Raw genomic sequence first — 17,583 nt, 5'->3', positions numbered from 1 at the left:
TCCAAGCTTTTTTGGGGGAGACAACTCACGTCTAACGTCTTGAATAGTATGGAAAACGATTAGGATATTTTCTGCTGTAAGCAGCCTCGAATGCGCCGGAAAAGTCTTCGACAGCCAGTTGAATTTTAGTAATTATCTGATCAGAGTAGTTCTGGGTGGCGAAAACAGCTACTTCAAAATTTTCAAGGGTTATAGCTTGGCGGATTTTTTTCACCCCTACTGCTACGGTAGTTTCTTCAACTATGGCCGCCCGAAGAGCCGCGCCCTCGATCTTGCGAAGGGCCATCAAAACGGAATCAGCTTTAGGCTGATCGTATTCCTTACCCATATGGAATTGCAGCGCATCGTCTCGCAATTCGTCTAGAGATTCGAGTAAAGCGTCGAGTTGACCTCGCACCTCCTTACGGCGGTCCCTAATTTCACTGAGCCAATGGTTAGCCAACCATCCCACAACGACGAGAAGCCATCCCAAAATAGTGATAGCGGCTGAGCTATTGTCGCTTATGGCAGCCTCACTTCACATTATTGGCCGCGCGGACGCTGGCATCATTAATATATTCTTCAACTTCTACTTTAAGACTCGGTTTCGAAGTGGTGAAGTAAAGATGAGACTTTAGAAAATCTCGTTGATATCCCAAGCGAATTAGTCCGCCAAAGGCTTCTTCTAGAAAAGACGAACCATAGCCACGAACGCCATCCATTTCGATCATTACTATCTCACCTTCTTCGAGAGCTGGAACTAAATGATCTGCTCTAAATTCTTCGCCGCTATAGGGGCCATCCTTTTTATATCTGCCGCCCGGGTGACGAGAAAATTGTTTAGCGATGCTTATGGTTCTCATGATGCCGAAACTCCATTCGTCCTTAGGACCGGAATGGTCCAATGGATCAATGTGCCGAATATACTATCACTGTAGTTCTGCTTTTTTATGACGCCGCCAACTTTGTAAAACAGCGCGCCACGATTGCTAAAAATTGCCACTTCTCCAATAGCTGTTTGACTGACAACGTCCACCAACTGCTTCAGCCCCTTTCCGCGCTCTTCCTTGCGCGTTCGGGTCACGCTGTCTTCCAGAGCATGTTCAATCACGTCTGCGTCGCTAGTTAAATTGAGGCTGACCAGCCTTTTCCAAAGGGCCTCTTTTTTTACTGGCAGAGTTGTCGGTATTCCCAACCCTAAGTCACAAAATACCACAGTGATTTTGTCATCTTTTTGCTGGCTAAACATCCACCATTCGTTGTCATCGCGAACATTTAGGCCATCCTGCCTTATACCGATATACGCGTGGTGAAGGACGTTATTCATGGCCTCGATAAAGCCTTCATATAGCTCAGTTTGAACTTGGTCTTCGATTTTCGAAGTCAGCTCACCAAGCACCTCTTCGAACTTAACACCCTCTACCTTGTTCCCGTGAGTAAATTTCCAGTGAACAACATCAGAGTCAGTAGGCTGGATCCACGAAGACCGTCGGAGGAGTTTTAAAAGCCCGATTTGCTTGAAAACCTGTTGCACCTTCGGCACTTTGCTGACGTTGCATCTTATAGAGTGCGCAACGGCAGGGAAGTGCTTAAAAAGCCGCCGCAATTCTGCAGAAAACAACAACATCGCTCCAGAGTGCAGCTTTGACGTCGATGAAAAGTCGAGGCGAAGAGGTCCTTTCGCTTCGGAAACGAGTCTCCTTAACGCACGAATTTGCTTGAGCAATTTCTCCCTGCCGCCGCTCATCAGAGTGAAAACCGCAGGCGCATGCCAAACCGCCCAGTCAGGCTCCCTTCGATTCCGCATTTTGTAGAGCCTGCGCCGGACTCTTTGGAATTTTGCGATAGTCCGTCTATTGTGACGATCCAACCAAGTCGCACGCCTACTAGAGATCTTTTTCAACAATGCCCCCCTCGTCTTTTACTTAATTGCATCGTAGCCAAGCAAAGTTCCAAGACACACTGAAAAATGCTGGCAAAAAATCCCTCATTTCAAAACCAACGTCAGCCTATCTATCCTCATGAGATATGGCCAAAAAAAATGCGTAAGCCTTGATAATCAAGGACTTACGCATTTGTGTTTGGCGGAGAGGGGGGGATTCGAACCCCCGATAGGCTATGAACCTATACACGCTTTCCAGGCGTGCGACTTAAACCACTCATCCACCTCTCCTGGATTCGGGTTCGCGTTCAGCGAAGCCATGCATTATAGCAAGCTTCTCAACGAAACCAAGTCTTTTCTGCAAATTTTTCAAAAAGACCATGAAAAAACCGGCAGGGCCGGCGTCCATCTTGCAACGCCCTGCCCTGCCGGCTCACCTGCAAGCGCCTTGCGGCGGCTTGGGCGGCTGGACCAAGCTTGTTACTGCGCTTCCTTCAACTGATCCAGGATAGCCGGGTTTTCCAGTGTGGAAACGTCCTGCGTGATCGCCTCGCCCTTGGCCAGCACGCGCAGCAGGCGGCGCATGATCTTGCCGGAACGGGTCTTGGGCAGGTTGTCACCAAAGCGGATTTCCTTGGGCTTGGCGATGGGGCCGATTTCCTTGGCGACCCAGTCACGCAATTCCTTGGCGATCTGCTTGGCTTCGTCACCGGTGGGACGCGGGCGCTTGAGCACCACGAAGGCGCAGATCGATTCGCCGGTCGTTTCATCGGGCTTGCCGACCACGGCGGCTTCGGCCACGATGCTGTTGGCCACCAGCGCCGATTCGATTTCCATGGTGCCCATGCGGTGGCCGGAGACGTTCAACACATCGTCGATGCGGCCGGTGATGGTGAAGTAGCCGGTTTCCTTGTTGCGCACCGCGCCGTCGCCCGCCAGATAGATCTTGCCGCCCAGCTCTTCGGGGAAGTAGCTCTTCTTGAAGCGCTCGGGATCGTTCCAGATGGTACGGATCATCGACGGCCACGGACGCTTGACCACCAGGATGCCGCCATTGCCGTTGGGGATGTCATTGCCGGTCTCGTCGACGATGGCCGCCGTGATGCCCGGCAGCGGCAGCGTGCAGGAGCCCGGCACCTGGGGCGTGGCGCCCGGCAGCGGCGAGATCATGTGGCCACCGGTCTCGGTCTGCCAGAAGGTGTCGACGATGGGGCAGTTCTCGTGGCCGACGTTCTTGTAGTACCACATCCAGGCTTCCGGATTGATGGGCTCGCCCACCGAACCGAGGATGCGCAGCGAGGACAGGTCGTATTGCTTGGGATGGACCTTCTCATCCGCATCGGCAGCCTTGATCAGCGAACGGATCGCGGTAGGCGCGGTGTAGAAGATGGTGGCCTTGTGACGCGCCACCATGTCCCAGAAGCGGCCCGCGTTCGGATAGGTCGGCACGCCTTCGAAGACGATCTGGGTCGCGCCCACGGCCAGCGGGCCATAGGCGATGTAGGTGTGACCGGTGATCCAGCCGATGTCGGCGGTACACCAGTAGACATCGTCGGGCTTGATGTCGAAGGTCCACTTCATGGTCAGCACCGCCCACAGCAGGTAACCCGCCGAAGCGTGCTGCACGCCCTTGGGCTTGCCGGTGGAACCGGAGGTGTAGAGGATGAACAGGGGATGCTCGGCGTCGACCCATTCCGGCTCGCAGGTGTCGGACTGGTTGGCCACGACGTCGGAGAGCCACAGGTCACGGCCTTCGACCCAGTTGATCTCGGCGCCGGCGCGCTTGTAGACGACCACATGCTTCAAGGTGTCGCAACCGCCCATGTCGAGGGCTTCGTCGACGATGGATTTCAAGGGCAGCTGCTTGCCGCCGCGCACCTGGTAGTCGGCCGTCAGCACGGCGACCGCGCCGGCGTCGATGACGCGCTCGTGCAGGGATTTGGCGGAGAAGCCGCCGAAGACCACCGAATGGGTCGCGCCGATGCGGGCGCAGGCCTGCATCGCGGCCACGCCTTCGACCGACATGGGCATGTAGATGACCACGCGATCACCCTTCTTGATGCCCAGCGACTTGAGGCCATTGGCGAACTGGCAGACCTTCTGGTGCAGCTCGCGATAGGACACGCGCGTGACCTTGCCGTCATCGGATTCGAAGATGACGGCGGTCTTGTCGGCATTGCCGTTTTCCAGGTTGACGTCCAGGCAGTTGTACGAGACGTTCACCTGGCCGTCGGCGAACCACTTGTAGAACGGCGCGTTGGATTCATCCAGGGTCTGGGTGAAGGGCTTGTGCCACTTCAGGTTGTCCTTGGCCAGTCTGGCCCAGGTGCCTTCGTAGTCCTTGGCGAATTCGGCGTTCAGGGCATGGTAGGCGTCCATGCCGGAAATGGCGGCGTGCTTGACCAGCTCGGCCGGGGGTGCGAAAACGCGGTTCTCTTGCTTGAATGTCTCGATGTCTGCCACGGTAGTCTCCAGTAGGTTTGTTTTTGCTTTCCGCAAAACATAGGCCGTTTCACTTACTCAGTCCTTACACAAGCAGCGCCCTTCCAGCACGGGAGGCCGCTTGCATCAGGGCTGGGCGGGTCTTGCCACAAGGGCTTCATTGAAGAAGACCTTCATATCCCCCTTATGTTCAGGACAACATTTATGCATTTTGGCACAGCATCGTGTTTCCCGCAGGCACGGATCTGCTCACATTTGATCTGGCACAGGATGAAGGGAGCTCGCCGGATTGTGGCCAAGGGCGTGTAAAATACGCCCCCAAATCCGCGGCTTGCCGTTGCGCTTTTGCGCGGCAGCAGAATCGGATCTCGCTCCCATCCGGCAGAATCAAGCGTACTCCAGAGACCCATGAAAACCCCGTCGCCCCAGGCCCCCAAGCCTCCCCGCAAGATCGGCATCCTGCCCAACCTGATTTTCATGAGCCGCTGGCTGCAGTTGCCGCTGTACCTGGGCCTGATCCTGGCGCAATGCGTCTACGTCTACCACTTCTGGGTGGAGCTGGTGGATCTGATCGGCGCGGCCATGGGCAACGCCAGTTCGCTGGATCACATCCTGGATGCCGTGGCCATTCCGGGCGCGATCCGTCCTGAAAAGCTCAATGAACAGACCATCATGCTGGTGGTGCTGGCGCTGATCGACGTGGTGATGATTTCCAACCTGCTGATCATGGTCATCGTGGGCGGCTACGAAACCTTCGTCTCGCGCATGAACCTGGAAGGCCACCCCGACCAGCCCGAATGGCTCTCGCATGTGAATGCCTCGGTGCTCAAGGTCAAGCTGGCCACGGCCATCATCGGCATCTCCTCGATCCATCTGCTCAAGACCTTCATCAACGCCAACCTGTACGACGCCAAGACGCTCATCGCGCAGACCGGCATCCATATCGCCTTCCTGTTCTCGGCCATGGCCATTGCCTATTGCGACCGCCTGATGATCCATCCCGGCGCGCACGGCGACGAACCTTCCGACAAGCCCTCAGAGAAGCATTAAGTACCGATCCCGCCTCATCCAAACCCGAGAGAACCAGCCATGACCATCATCAAGCAAGACGATCTCATCGAATCCGTAGCCGCTGCGCTGCAGTACATCAGCTACTACCACCCGGCCGACTACATCCAACATCTGGCCCGCGCCTACGAGACCGAGCAGAGCCCGGCCGCCAAGGACGCCATCGCCCAGATCCTGACCAACTCGCGCATGTGCGCCGAGGGCAAGCGTCCGATCTGCCAGGACACCGGCATCGTCAACGTCTTCCTGAAGATCGGCATGGGCGTGCGCTTCGAAGGCTTCTCGGGCTCGATCGCCGACGCCGTCAACGAAGGCGTGCGCCGTGGCTACTCGCACCCGGACAACGTGCTGCGCGCCTCCATCGTGGCCGACCCGCAGTTCGAGCGCAAGAACACCAAGGACAACACCCCGGCCGTGATCCACATGGAACTGGTGCCGGGCAATACCGTGGACGTGCAGATCGCGGCCAAGGGCGGCGGCTCCGAGAACAAGACCAAGTTCGTCATGTTGAACCCCTCCGACAACCTGGTGGACTGGGTCCTGAAGACCGTGCCCACCATGGGCGCCGGCTGGTGCCCGCCGGGCATGCTGGGCATCGGTATCGGCGGCACGGCCGAGAAGGCCATGCTGATGGCCAAGGAAGTGCTGATGGAAGACATCGACATGTACGAGCTCTTGAAGCGCGGCCCGCAGAACAAGACCGAGGAACTGCGTATCGAGCTCTATGAGAAGGTCAATGCCCTGGGCATCGGCGCACAGGGCCTGGGCGGCCTGACCACCGTGCTGGACGTGAAGATCATGATGCATCCGACCCATGCGGCCTCCAAGCCGGTGGCGATGATCCCCAACTGTGCCGCGACCCGTCACGGCCACTTCGTGCTGGATGGTTCCGGCCCGGCCTACATGGAACCGCCGTCGCTGTCGGATTGGCCGGAAGTGCACTGGGTGGCCGACACCGAGAAGTCCAAGCGCGTCAACCTGGACACCCTGACCAAGGAAGAAGTCGCCTCCTGGAAGCCGGGCCAGACCCTGCTCTTGAACGGCAAGATGCTGACCGGCCGCGATGCCGCCCACAAGCGCATCCAGGACATGCTGGCCAAGGGCGAGAAGCTGCCGGTGGACTTCACCAACCGCGTGATCTACTACGTCGGCCCGGTCGATCCGGTGCGCGACGAAGTGGTGGGCCCGGCTGGCCCGACCACGGCGACCCGCATGGACAAGTTCACCGACATGATGCTGGAACAGACCGGCCTGATCTCCATGATCGGCAAGTCCGAGCGCGGCCCGGCCGCCATCGAGGCGATCAAGAAGCACAAGTCGGCCTACCTGATGGCCGTCGGTGGTTCGGCCTACCTGGTCTCCAAGGCGATCAAGTCGGCCAAGGTGCTGGGCTTTGCCGACCTGGGCATGGAAGCGATCTACGAGTTCGACGTCAAGGACATGCCCGTGACCGTGGCAGTGGACGCCAATGGCGTCTCGGTGCACAACACCGGGCCGGCCGAATGGAAGGAAAAGATCGCCCAGAGCGTGTCCCTGTCCAAGATCCCCGTCACCACGGCCTGATCCAGGCCGACTCACCGCAGGAGCCTACGCAGCACCATGGATGAAGCCGTCAAGCAGCTCCGTACGCCTTCTGCAGTGAGGTCCGACAGCAGCAGCCCCATGCCGACCGCAGCAGATGCCGCGATCGGCATTTTCGATTCCGGCATCGGCGGCCTGTCGGTGCTGCGGCATATCCATGCCGCCCTGCCCCGGGAACAGCTGCTCTACTTCGCCGACTCAGGCTATGCGCCCTATGGCGACAAGACCGAAGCGCAGATCGTCGAGCGCTCGCTGGCCATCGCCTCCTTCCTGCTGGAACAGCGGGTCAAGGCGCTGGTGGTGGCCTGCAATACCGCTACCGCAGCCGCGATCCAGGCCATCCGCACACGCTGGCCGCAACTGCTGGTGGTGGGCATCGAGCCGGGACTGAAACCTGCCGCGCAGTTGACCCGCAGCCGCACCGTCGGTGTGCTGGCCACGCGCAGCACGCTGGCCAGCCAGCGCTTTGCGCTGCTGCAGGCGCAGATGCAAGCGCAATACCAGGTGCGCTACCTGCCCCAGGCCTGCGTGGGCCTGGTGGACCTGATCGAGAAAGGCGAACTGCATTCCCCGGCCACGGTGCAACTGCTGGAGCGCTATCTGGCGCCGCTGCTGGAACAGGGCGCCGATACGCTGGTGCTGGGCTGTACCCACTACCCCTTCGTGCGGCCCGCCATCGAAAGCGTCTGCAAAAGCCTGGTGGGCGAAACGCCGGACATCATCGATACCGGACAGGCGGTCACCCGGCAATTGCAGCGCCTGCTGGAAGCAGGACAATTGCAGACCGGGGCCGCGAGCGGCTCGCTGGCCGGCTTTACGACCGCCAGCCGATCCACGCTGGAAAACGCCTTCCGAGGTTTGCTCAAGCTCGATCCGCCGGTACAGGCGCTGCAGCCGCAAGGCGGTGGTTGAGGCTGCCGGGAAGGCCGTGCCAGAGGGACTTTCTTGTTTGCATCGAAATTTTGTTGCCATTCTCTGCAAGTCTTTGTATAATCTTTTGCTTACTTGATGACGGACTTAAGTCTGTCTGACAGTCGACGGTGGCTGTAGCTCAGTTGGTAGAGTCCAGGATTGTGATTCCTGTCGTCGTGGGTTCGAGTCCCATCAGCCACCCCAAAGAATCAAATGAAAAGCCCGGTCCTTGCGACCGGGCTTTTTGTTTTTGCGCGTCTTCCTGGGGCCTCCTGCTCTGCTGCCTTTACTTTAAACAGGGGGCGAGGAAGGAAATCCAATTGGCAGATGCGCGCACCGCCAACACTCCACCTCGCCCCCTCCGCCCGCTCCAAGGATTTACTTCAATTCCTCCGCATCGAGCGCCTTGCGTACGGCGGGCCGCTCACGCATGCGGAGATACCAGGCCTTGAGATTGACCAGTCCGTCGAAATGGATGTTGGCCTGGTAGGTCGGCACCAGCCATTCGGCCTGCCCCCATTGCGTGAGGGCGTACAGGTAGGCGTCGGCCACCGTGTAGTCCCCCATCAGGTAGTCGCGACCCGCCAATTGCTCATCGAGCCAGGCGTAGCGCTGCTCCAGCTTCGGCTTGACCGTCTCCAGGCCGTAGGCGCCGGACAATCGCGCATAGAGCAGCGGAATGAAGCCTTTGTGAATTTCCGACGTCAGGAAACTCAACCACTCCTGCAAGCGGTAGCGCTCAAGGGTGCCGTTGGCCGGGGCGAGCTTGGCGTCCGGCTTCAGGTCGGCCAGATACTGGACAATGGCCGGGCCCTCGCGCAGCAAGGTGCCATCCTTCAGTTCCAGCAACGGCACGTAACCGAACGGGCTGAGCGTGCGGAAGTCGCGACCGTCTTCGGTCTGGTGGGTCTTGTAGTCCACCTTCACGAGTTCGACGTCCAGCCCCAGTTCGTTGATGACGATGTGCGGCGACAGCGAACAGGCGGCCGGGATGTAATAAAGCTTCATAGACAATCTCCAGATAACGTTGAGGAGGCTTCCCCTTCCGGGTTGAGACGATTCGAACTATTTTAATGATTCGGTATAGAAAATATAGAAGGCACTATAATGTCGTCTAGGTACATTTTTTATACCGAAATTTGTAGATTTTCATACGTTTTGTACTCGCTTGATCCTGGCCGTCGCTGGAGATGTCATGAAAGAAAACATGAGCGGTTGCTCCGTCGAAGAGTCGATGCGCTTGCTGGGCGGGCGTTGGCGGCTGTTGCTGGTCTCCTATCTCCTGGAAGGCCCGAAGCGGTTCAACGATCTGCGGCGCGATGTGCCGGGCATTTCCCAAAGGATGCTGACCCTGGATCTGCGTGCGCTCGAAAATGCTGGCCTGGTAAAACGCACGGTGTATCCGACCTCGCCTGTCAGGGTGGAATATGAAGTCACCGAAGACGGCAAGCGCCTGGAGCCTGTCGTCAAGGTGATGAAGGAATTTGGTCTGTGGCTCAAGGAACGTGATCCAGTCCGGGTAGCCAACGACTAGCCGAGCGCGAACCACCAAGCGGGGGCCGACTCGCCGCCCCCCTTCTTGCGCTCAGTTGATCATGCCCGTCGAGAAGGCATACTTGATCAGCTCGGCATCGGAGCTCAGCCCCAGCTTGCGCATGGCATTGTTCTTGTGGGTGCTGATGGTGCTGGGCGTGCGCGAGAGGCGTACGCAGATCTCGCCCAGCGACTGCCCTTCCACGAACAGGCGCACCACTTCCAGCTCGCTCTGGGTCAGCTCGCGGGTGGCGGCGAAACCGTCCCCCTGGGCCCAGCTCATCTCCAGTTCGCCTCGCAGCGAAACGGGAAAGTACAACTGCTTGCTGCTCTGCGTGGCCAGGCAGGCATTGATGAGCTCGTCGGGCTTCTCGCGCTTGTTGATCACGGCGAACACCCCCATCCGGTACAGCCTGCGGATCACGGCGCCATTGTTCATCGCGGTATAGACGATGAGCTTGGTGGATGGATGCTCGGCCTTGATCCGCTTGACCAGTGCAAAACCATCGGACTCATCGCTTTCCTCGTTGGGCATGGCGAAGTCGGTGATGACAATCTCGCACGGTGTACGCTTGAGTGCATTGATCAGGTCTTCGCCGGTATCGACCTCGAGATCGATGCGGATCTCAGGCAAGCGAGCCAGCTCATTGCGTAACGCGCCCAGCACGATAGGGTGGTCATCTGCGATGGCCACGTGCAGGACTTTCTTCAAATTCATGCTACCCCCAAATGGTTCAATTAACGGACAGTTGGCTGCCGTCGGCCGGAGCTGCCCACCCCTCTATCGCCTCGGCTCAATGGCCCTCGACTTGGCTGCGTCGATGTCGGCTCCCCCATCTCCGATACCCTGACGGCATCGAAAAAAAATCTATCCAGACGTGATAGAGAAATTCAGCGCAGAACTGGAAGAAAACGTCGATATATGACCTAAAAATCGAATTATTTCGATATGACCATCGCCGCTTTTCTTGAGTCTGCCTTCTTTCTTCATGGAAGCCGAAAAATATGGCCCTATTCTTTTCAACAAGTCCGACATTTACCTTTGTTAAGCCCTATCCTACGCCAACCGTCGCCGGGGAGCACCTCACCAATAGTCTTCGGTGACGAACTGGCCGCCGCCGGCGCGACGCAAAGGACTCATGCCGCGCTGCCGCAACAGTTCCCGCACTTCGGTGACCATCTCGGGATTGCCGCAGGCCATGACGCGGGCGTCATCCACGGTCAGCGACAGGCCGGCGGCCTGCTCCAGCTGACCGCCGCGCAACAGGTCGGTGATGCGTCCGGCCAGTAGCCCCGGCGAGGACGGCAGGACCTCTTCGCGGGTGACGCAGCGCAAGCTGTGCAGGCGCGCTGGCCAGCCTTGGGCGGCGGCCTGCTGGCGCAATTGCGCGAACTTGTCGGCATAGGCCAGTTCGGCGCACTGACGCACCCCATGCACCAGCACCAGATCCTCGAAGCGCTGCCAGACTTCCGGCTGCTGCAGGATGGACACATAAGGCCCCAGCCCGGTGCCGGTGGCCAGCATCCAGAGCTGCCGCCCGTCGCTGAAGCGGTCAGCCGTCATGAAGCCGTAGCTGAGCTTTTCGACCCAGACCGGGTCGCCCGGCTGCAAGGCGTCCAGGCGGCTGGTGAACTGCCCGCCCGGCACGATGATGGCGTAGTACTCCAGCACGTCTTCATGCTCGGCGGAAGTGATCGAATAGGCGCGCGAGACGACCTGGCCATCGATCTCCAGGCCCAGGCGCGCGAACTGGCCGGCCGTGAACCGATAGCCGGCCGGCCGGGTGGTACGGAAACTCAACAGCTTGTCGGTCCAGCGATGCACCCACAGCAGGCGCTCGCAGCTGGCCTTTTCCGAATACGCATCAATACTCACATTGCTCGCACTGCTCACACTACTCTCCTTGAATCTGCGCCATGAGGCATGACTGAAATGCAATCATCGGTTCGGCAAGCACGTCCGGCGCATTACAATACGCGCTTGCAACCCAGGCGGCTGGCGCGGCGTTGACTGCGACGCGCCCGCAAGAACCCGCCGGCGACGCGGCGTGGCCAGGAACTATCGGCAGCGCACACGGGTCAGGCTTGGTGGCGCGTGCCGCCTAGCCCTCATCCTACCCGAATGCCCACCGCCGGGCCGGCCGCCTGAACCGATCACAATGACGCAATGATTCCATGAAATGGACCCGCAGCCTGGCCATCACCCTCCTCTGGTGCGCCGCAGAACCCGCTATTGCCGCCTACCAGGTGGATATCGAAGCGCCCAAGCCGGTGCAGTCGCTGCTCAAGGACTTCCTTGACTTGTCCCGCTACCAGGACCGCGACGACATCAGCGACGAGCAACTGAAGTTCATGATGGACACCGCCGGCGAGCAGGTGCGCGACCTGACCGCCACCGAAGGCTATTTCACGCCCGTGACCAAGGTCAGCGAAGAGAGCGCCGCCGGCAAGGACGGCGTGCGGCGCATCACGGTCACCGTCGATCCCGGCCCGCGCACCCTGGTCGAATCGGCCGAGATCAGCGTCACCGGCAGCGCCGCCAGCCAGGATGCGGCGCGCGTGGCGCAGTTGCGCACCGACTGGTCGCTCAGCCCCGGCGAACCCTTCCGCCAGCAGGACTGGGACAAGGCCAAGAATGCCGGCCTGGCAACGCTGCAACAGAAGAAATACGCCGCCGCCCGCATCGCCGACTCCGAAGCCCGCATCGCCCCGCAGGCGCAGCAGGCCGATCTGAGCGTGCGCTATGACAGCGGTCCGGCCTTTACCCTGGGTGCGCTGCAGATCACCGGCACCAGGCGCTACCCCGAATCGATCATCCGCAACGTCAGTCCACTGATCGTAGGCGAGCCCTATGATGTGGACCGGCTCCTGGCGCTGCAACGGCAGATCCAGAACACGCCCTACTTCTCCAACGCCATCGTTGCCATCGACGACGACCCCGCCCATCCCGACCAGACCCCGGTGAAGGTGCAGGTCACCGAGTTCCCCACCCAGCGCATCCGCACCGGCGTGGGCTATGGCACCGATACCGGGGCCCAGGCCGAAGGGCGCTATTCGCATTACAACGTGTTCAACCGCGCCTATGTCTTCGACAGCCAGCTGCGGCTGGAGCAGAAGCGCCAGTACGGCCTGCTGTCGCTGGCCATGCCGCCGGACAGCAAGGCCTTCGTCAACAGCATCAATACCGCGTACGACCGCACCACGCTGGAAGGCATCGACCTGCGCACCCAGCAGGTCGGCCTCAAGCGCGCCCGCAACAGCGATAACTACGACACCACCTATTCGCTGACCTATTACCGCGATGAGCTGGTGCAGGAAAACGGCGTGACCCTGCCGGCCAACACCATCGTCACCCCGGGCAAGCACCGCGCGCTGGTGCCGGGCTTTGCCTGGTCGCGCCGCAATGTGGACAATCCCATTTTCCCCCGCCACGGCAACCTCCTGACGCTGGAAGCCGGCCTGGCCCTCAAGGGGGTGCTGACCGACCAGAGCTTCAGCCGCCTGTATGGACGCTTCAAGCAGTTCGTGCCGGTCGGCAAGCGCGATATCGTGGTCTTGCGCGCCGAGCTGGGCGGCGTCTTCACGGCAGGCCGGGCCGGCTCGGTGCCGGCCTCACTGCTGTTCCGTACCGGCGGCAACGATTCGGTGCGCGGCTACAGCTACCAGAGCATCGGCAATGAGCAGAACGGCACCGTCTATCCCACCAAGTACCTGGCCGTGGGCAGTACCGAATACCAGCGCTGGTTCAGCGAGAACTGGGGCGCTGCCGTGTTCTATGACATGGGCGCGGCGGCGGACAACTGGAGCAACAAGACCTTCTATCATGGCGTGGGCACGGGCGCGCGCTGGCGCAGTCCGGTCGGCACCCTCAACCTGGACCTGGCCTATGGCATCCAGAAACGCCAGATCCGACCTCACATCTCGCTGGGGATCGCTTTCTAGCGCAAGCGTCCAGAACCGGCAGGACACCGTGGCCAGCAAGCCAAAAACGATATAGCGATATAACGATATAAAAGATATCGACGATACAAACCGACGGTACAAACGATAGACAGCGACCAACACGCATGAGCGACCAGCCAGCAGCCCCACCCCAGCCCCAGCCGTCCTCCACGCCCCCTTCGGGCCCAGCGGGCAGACCCGATACGCGCCGCCGCGGGCGCGCGGGCCGCATCGCCGCCTGGAGCGGCGCAAGCGTGGCCGTGATGGTGCTGGCGCTGGCCGGCGCTGCGCTCTACGCGACCCAGACCGAAAGCGGCGCCCGGCTGCTCTGGAATACTGCCGTCAAGACGCTGGGAGGCAAGCTCTCCGGCCAGTTGCTGGGCGGCACCGTGGCCGACGGCCTGCACCTGCGCGCCGTGCATTACCAGGATGGCCAACGCATCCTCGATATCGACCGGCTCGATGCCAGCTGGCGCCTGTCGCTGCTCAAACGCCGTTTCAGCCTTGCCTACCTGCGCGCCGGCACAGTGCAATTGAACCAGCAACCCTCGCCCAGCGAACCCAGCAGCCTGCCGGCCTCGCTGTCGCTGCCGCTGGCCCTGGAGATCGGCGAGATCAGCCTGGACAAGTTCAGCCTCACCCAAGGTACGTCCACCACTGAGCTCAGCAAGCTGCGCCTGCATGGCAGCTCCGACGGTGTGCAGCACACGCTGGTGCTCGACAGCCTGGTCACACCCTATGGCCAGGCCACGGCGCTGGTGCACCTGAACGGCAAGGCGCCCTTTGACATCGGCGGTGGACTGGAGCTGGGCGGGGTCTACCAGCATGGCGAGTTCAAGGAACAATACCAGCTGGCAGCGCAGCTTTCAGGCTCCCTGCAGGAACTGGGCGTGGCCCTCAAGGCCAGCGGCGACAAGCTCAAGGGCGACGCCGATATCATCGCCACCCCCTTTGCCGCGGTGCCGCTCAAACGCGCCCGGGTGGACCTGCAGCATCTCAATCCACAAGCCTTCCACGCCACCGCCCCCGCCGCCGACCTCAGCGTGCGCGCCGACCTTGCCCCGTCAGCCGGACAGGCGGCCGACGCGCCGCTGAAAGTGGCCGGGCGGATAGAAATCAACAACGCCCGTCCCGGCAGCCTGGACCAGCAACTGCTGCCGCTGCTCTCGGCCAGCGCCGACCTGCAGCTGGACCTGCAACAGCAAGCCCTGACGCGCCTGGAGATCCGGCTGCCCCGCAATGGCCGTATCGAAGGCGCAGGCCAATTCCAGCCCGGCAGCCAGGACCCCGCCCAGCCCACGCCGATGGCCGGACGCCTGGCGCTGCGCGTCAGCGAGCTCGATCTCAGCCAGATCCATCACCAGGTTCGCCCCACGCGCCTGTCCGGCCCAGTGGAGGCCACACTCGGCCCGGATGCCCGGCAGCTCCTGCTGACGCTGCAAGACAGCGCCCTGCGGCTGCATCTGGACAGCACCCTGCGTGCTGACACAGTGGAGTTGCGCGAGGCCAGCCTGACCGCCGGCAAGTCGCGCCTGGAAGCCGCCGGCAGCATGAAGACCGTGGGCGCGATGGACTATGCCTTCAAAGGCCGTCTGGTGGACTTCGATCCGACCGCCGTGCTGCAGACCGTCACCGCGCCGACAGCAGCAAGCGCGCGACGCGGTGGCAAGACCGTGGCAGCGATACCGGCTCGCATCAACCTGGACTTCAACGCCGCCGGCCTGCTCTCGCCGGAACTGCGGCTCAAGCTGGGCTTTACCATCCACGACAGCAGCTATGGCGACCTGCCCATGGCCGGACGCGGCGACATCGACCTGGCCGGCATGCGCCTGCTGCCCAGCCAGGCCCATCTGCAGGTGGCCGGCAATACGCTGGATCTGAACGGCAGCTTTGGCGCGGCCAATGACAAGCTCAAGCTCAAGATCGATGCGCCCCAGCTGGCGCGCCTGGGCTATGGCCTGTCGGGCCTGTTGCGCCTGGACGGCCAGCTTGGCGGCACGCGCCAGCGCCCCAGCCTGCAGGCCAGCTATCAGGCCGAACAACTGGGCTTCGGTCCGCACAAGCTGCAGCACCTGGCCGGACAGGCGGAAATCCACAGCAATCTCGCCGCCGGCGTGGCCTCGCCCGAGAACCGCCTGGCGCTGACGCTGGAAGGCGATGGCTACAGCGGGCCGCAGGCCGAGCTGGCGCAATTGGCGGTGAAGCTCGATGGCACCTACGCCAAGCACAGCCTGAGCCTGAAAGCCAACGGCAAGCTGCTCAACCGTCCGCTGGCGCTGACCTTGGCGGCGCATGGCCAGGTCACCGAAAAGACCCGCGGCCAGTATGGCTGGAACGGCAGCATCGACCAGCTCAGCAACGACGGCTTCCCGCGCATCGCCATGCTGCACCCGCTGGCGCTGCAGGCCTCGCCCGAGGCCGTAGAGGCCGGCAGCACCCGCATCGAGATCGACCGCACCGCGCTCGACCTCAGGCATCTGTCGTGGCGACAAGGCCGTATCGCCTCGGCCGGGGAGGTGCGCGCCCTCGACGTCGGCCGGCTGCTGGAACTGGCGCAACAACTGGGCGCCGCCGCGCCGCCGATGAAGACCGATCTGGTGCTCGACAGCGACTGGGATTTCTCGCTGGCCGAAAGCGCCCGCGGCTATGTCCAGATCGCCCGCCAGTCCGGCGACCTGCGGCTCGTCACCAGCAATGGCGAGGCCACGCTGGGGCTGTCCGAACTGAAGCTGCGCAGCGATTTCCAGGGCGAGCAGATGCGCCTGAGCGGACGCGTGGACGCCAGCCGCATCGGCACCCTGGCGCTGGGCGGACAGATCGGTCTGCAACGGGTCGACCAGCTGCTGACCCTGGCCGATGGATCGCCACTGGCGTTGAACGCGCGCCTGGAGCTGCCTGAACTCAAGCGCATCGGTGACCTGATCGGTCCGCAGGTGAGCCTGAACGGCAAGCTCAGCGCCGACCTGAACGTGGCCGGCACGCTGGCCCAGCCCAAGCTCTCGGGCGCGGTCAATGGCGACGACCTGGCCGTGACGCAGTTCGACCAGGGCATCCAGTTGAAGGATGGCATCGTGCGCATCGTGATGGACAGCAATGTCATCGACCTGCGCCAGATCGAATTCCATGGCGGCCGGGGGACCCTGCGCGCCGGCGGCAAGATCCAGCTGGGCGCCGACAACCCTGACCTCAACGCCACCCTCACGGCCGAGCAGCTGGAACTGTTCGCCAGTCCCGACCGCCGCCTGATGCTCTCGGGCCAGGGCAAGATCAGCAACGTCAACGAACAGTTGCATGTGGATGGCAAGTTCACGGTAGACCACGCCCTGTTCGACCTGCCCAAGAGCAGCGCGCCCAAGCTGGGGGATGACGTGGTCATCATCAGCCGCAGCGGCAAGAACCAGGTGGGTGGCCAGGCGTCTTCGAAGCAGCGGCTGGAAGCCGCCACCGAAAAGCCGGCCAGCAAGTTCGCGCCCTTCATCAATATCGCCGTGGACCTGGGCAATGACTTCCGCTTCCGCGGCAGCGGCGCGGACCTGCGCCTGCGCGGCGAGATGGCCGTGCGCAGCGAACCGCTCTCCCCCATGCGCGCCAGCGGCACCATCAATGTGGCCGAAGGCAGCTACGAAGCCTTTGGCACCAAGCTCAACATCGAGCGCGGCATCATCAACTTCCAGGGGCCCATCGCCAATCCCAACATCAACATCCTGGCCATGCGCCGCAACCAGGACGTCGAGGCCGGCGTCTCGGTCACCGGCAACGCCAACCAGCCGCGCGTGCAGCTGGTGTCCGAACCCAATGTGCCGGATGACGAGAAACTGTCCTGGATGATGTTCGGCCATGGCACCGACAACTCCAGCATTGGCCAGCGCACGGCCAGCAGCCAGGCGCTGGCGTTGGTGGGCAACATGGGCGGCAAACGCATCGCCAAGGATATCGGGCTGGACCAGTTCAGCATCGGCTCCAGCGAATCGGGCCTGACCAATGACCAGGTCGTCAACCTGGGCAAGGCCATCACCGAAAAAATCACGCTGGGCTACGAACAGAGCCTGCAAGGCGCGGCCAGCGTGGCCAAGGCCACCTGGCAGATTTCGCGGCGCTGGTCGGTAGTGGCCCGCGCGGGTACCATCAATGGCCTCAACATCCTGTTCAACCGCCGTTACGACTGAGCCCGTCCACAGCCCGCCCCGAGGGCTTGCAACAGGGCAATAGCGGCACGTTTCAGGCTTTCCCTGATAGACAGCCGG

13 protein-coding genes and 2 tRNA genes are annotated in these 17,583 nt (G+C 61.4%); 7 read left to right on the top strand and 8 right to left on the bottom strand.

Going from position 1 to position 17,583, the window contains the following annotated elements:
- Positions 1-31: 31 nt before the first annotated feature.
- The 5 genes from ACP92_RS24535 to acs all read right to left on the bottom strand — a co-directional run bounded on the left by ACP92_RS24535 (position 32) and on the right by acs (position 4,324).
- Complete coding sequence (locus tag ACP92_RS24535; protein ID WP_156181758.1) at positions 32-328, bottom strand: hypothetical protein; 297 nt, start codon at positions 326-328, stop codon at positions 32-34.
- Between the two features lie 184 nt (positions 329-512).
- Positions 513-842, bottom strand: a complete 330-nt coding sequence (locus ACP92_RS24225) for an STAS-like domain-containing protein (protein WP_013233562.1) — start codon at positions 840-842, stop codon at positions 513-515.
- The gene (locus ACP92_RS07745) at positions 839-1,882 is read right to left on the bottom strand and encodes a hypothetical protein (protein WP_156181756.1); all 1,044 of its coding nucleotides are present in this window, start codon (positions 1,880-1,882) and stop codon (positions 839-841) included. Before ACP92_RS07745 ends, ACP92_RS24225 begins: the two co-directional genes overlap by 4 nt.
- 179 nt (positions 1,883-2,061) lie before the next feature.
- Positions 2,062-2,152, bottom strand: a tRNA-Ser gene (locus ACP92_RS07740).
- Positions 2,153-2,341: 189 nt separating this feature from the next.
- Positions 2,342-4,324, bottom strand: a complete 1,983-nt coding sequence (gene acs / locus ACP92_RS07735; protein WP_013233560.1) for an acetate--CoA ligase — start codon at positions 4,322-4,324, stop codon at positions 2,342-2,344.
- A gap of 387 nt (positions 4,325-4,711) precedes the next feature.
- Here acs and ACP92_RS07730 point away from each other — a divergent pair, with 387 nt between their 5' ends.
- The 4 genes from ACP92_RS07730 to ACP92_RS07715 all read left to right on the top strand — a co-directional run bounded on the left by ACP92_RS07730 (position 4,712) and on the right by ACP92_RS07715 (position 8,068).
- A complete protein-coding gene (locus ACP92_RS07730) occupies positions 4,712-5,353 on the top strand; it encodes a YqhA family protein (protein WP_013233559.1) in 642 nt (213 codons plus the stop codon).
- 39 nt (positions 5,354-5,392) lie between these two features.
- Positions 5,393-6,934, top strand: coding sequence for a fumarate hydratase (locus ACP92_RS07725; RefSeq protein WP_013233558.1), 1,542 nt, complete (start codon positions 5,393-5,395; stop codon positions 6,932-6,934).
- Positions 6,935-6,970: 36 nt separating this feature from the next.
- Positions 6,971-7,864, top strand: coding sequence for a glutamate racemase (gene murI / locus ACP92_RS07720; RefSeq protein ID WP_013233557.1), 894 nt, complete (start codon positions 6,971-6,973; stop codon positions 7,862-7,864).
- Positions 7,865-7,992: 128 nt separating this feature from the next.
- Positions 7,993-8,068 (top strand) — tRNA-His (locus ACP92_RS07715).
- A gap of 174 nt (positions 8,069-8,242) precedes the next feature.
- Here ACP92_RS07715 and gstA read toward each other — a convergent pair.
- Complete coding sequence (gene gstA, locus ACP92_RS07710) at positions 8,243-8,872, bottom strand: glutathione transferase GstA (protein ID WP_013233556.1); 630 nt, start codon at positions 8,870-8,872, stop codon at positions 8,243-8,245.
- A 187-nt stretch (positions 8,873-9,059) separates the two neighbouring features.
- On the opposite strand from gstA, the gene ACP92_RS07705 reads away from it, so the two are divergent.
- Complete coding sequence (locus tag ACP92_RS07705) at positions 9,060-9,398, top strand: winged helix-turn-helix transcriptional regulator (RefSeq protein WP_013233555.1); 339 nt, start codon at positions 9,060-9,062, stop codon at positions 9,396-9,398.
- 51 nt (positions 9,399-9,449) lie between these two features.
- Here the strand turns inward: ACP92_RS07705 and ACP92_RS07700 are convergent, their stop codons facing one another.
- Both ACP92_RS07700 and ACP92_RS07695 read right to left on the bottom strand, forming a co-directional pair.
- Complete coding sequence (locus ACP92_RS07700) at positions 9,450-10,115, bottom strand: response regulator (protein WP_013233554.1); 666 nt, start codon at positions 10,113-10,115, stop codon at positions 9,450-9,452.
- 366 nt (positions 10,116-10,481) lie between these two features.
- Positions 10,482-11,291, bottom strand: a complete 810-nt coding sequence (locus tag ACP92_RS07695) for a ferredoxin--NADP reductase (RefSeq protein WP_013233553.1) — start codon at positions 11,289-11,291, stop codon at positions 10,482-10,484.
- Between the two features lie 281 nt (positions 11,292-11,572).
- Between ACP92_RS07695 and ACP92_RS07690 the strand changes: the two genes are divergently transcribed.
- Positions 11,573-13,339 carry an autotransporter assembly complex protein TamA gene (locus ACP92_RS07690; protein WP_013233552.1) on the top strand — a complete coding sequence of 589 codons (1,767 nt, stop codon included), beginning with the start codon at positions 11,573-11,575 and terminating at the stop codon, positions 13,337-13,339.
- A 125-nt stretch (positions 13,340-13,464) separates the two neighbouring features.
- Positions 13,465-17,505, top strand: a complete 4,041-nt coding sequence (locus tag ACP92_RS07685) for a translocation/assembly module TamB domain-containing protein (protein WP_041310439.1) — start codon at positions 13,465-13,467, stop codon at positions 17,503-17,505.
- Positions 17,506-17,583 lie beyond the last annotated feature (78 nt).

The sequence above is a fragment of the Herbaspirillum seropedicae genome (assembly GCF_001040945.1).
GTDB lineage: Bacteria > Pseudomonadota > Gammaproteobacteria > Burkholderiales > Burkholderiaceae_D > Herbaspirillum > Herbaspirillum seropedicae.
The sequence above is the reverse complement of the archived record's forward strand: the minus strand, read 5'-3'. Positions and strand labels throughout refer to the sequence as shown.

Excerpts from the sequence above, each read along its gene's own strand:
- ACP92_RS07700 (WP_013233554.1), bottom strand. The coding sequence starts at position 10,115 with ATGAATTTGAAGAAAGTCCTGCACGTGGCCATCGCAGATGACCACCCT.
- ACP92_RS07705 (WP_013233555.1), top strand. The coding sequence starts at position 9,060 with ATGAAAGAAAACATGAGCGGTTGCTCCGTCGAAGAGTCGATGCGCTTG.
- ACP92_RS07725 (WP_013233558.1), top strand. The coding sequence starts at position 5,393 with ATGACCATCATCAAGCAAGACGATCTCATCGAATCCGTAGCCGCTGCG.
- ACP92_RS24535 (WP_156181758.1), bottom strand. The coding sequence starts at position 328 with ATGGGTAAGGAATACGATCAGCCTAAAGCTGATTCCGTTTTGATGGCC.
- ACP92_RS07690 (WP_013233552.1), top strand. The coding sequence starts at position 11,573 with ATGAAATGGACCCGCAGCCTGGCCATCACCCTCCTCTGGTGCGCCGCA.
- murI (WP_013233557.1), top strand. The coding sequence starts at position 6,971 with ATGGATGAAGCCGTCAAGCAGCTCCGTACGCCTTCTGCAGTGAGGTCC.
- ACP92_RS07685 (WP_041310439.1), top strand. The coding sequence starts at position 13,465 with ATGAGCGACCAGCCAGCAGCCCCACCCCAGCCCCAGCCGTCCTCCACG.
- ACP92_RS07730 (WP_013233559.1), top strand. The coding sequence starts at position 4,712 with ATGAAAACCCCGTCGCCCCAGGCCCCCAAGCCTCCCCGCAAGATCGGC.
- ACP92_RS24225 (WP_013233562.1), bottom strand. The coding sequence starts at position 842 with ATGAGAACCATAAGCATCGCTAAACAATTTTCTCGTCACCCGGGCGGC.
- gstA (WP_013233556.1), bottom strand. The coding sequence starts at position 8,872 with ATGAAGCTTTATTACATCCCGGCCGCCTGTTCGCTGTCGCCGCACATC.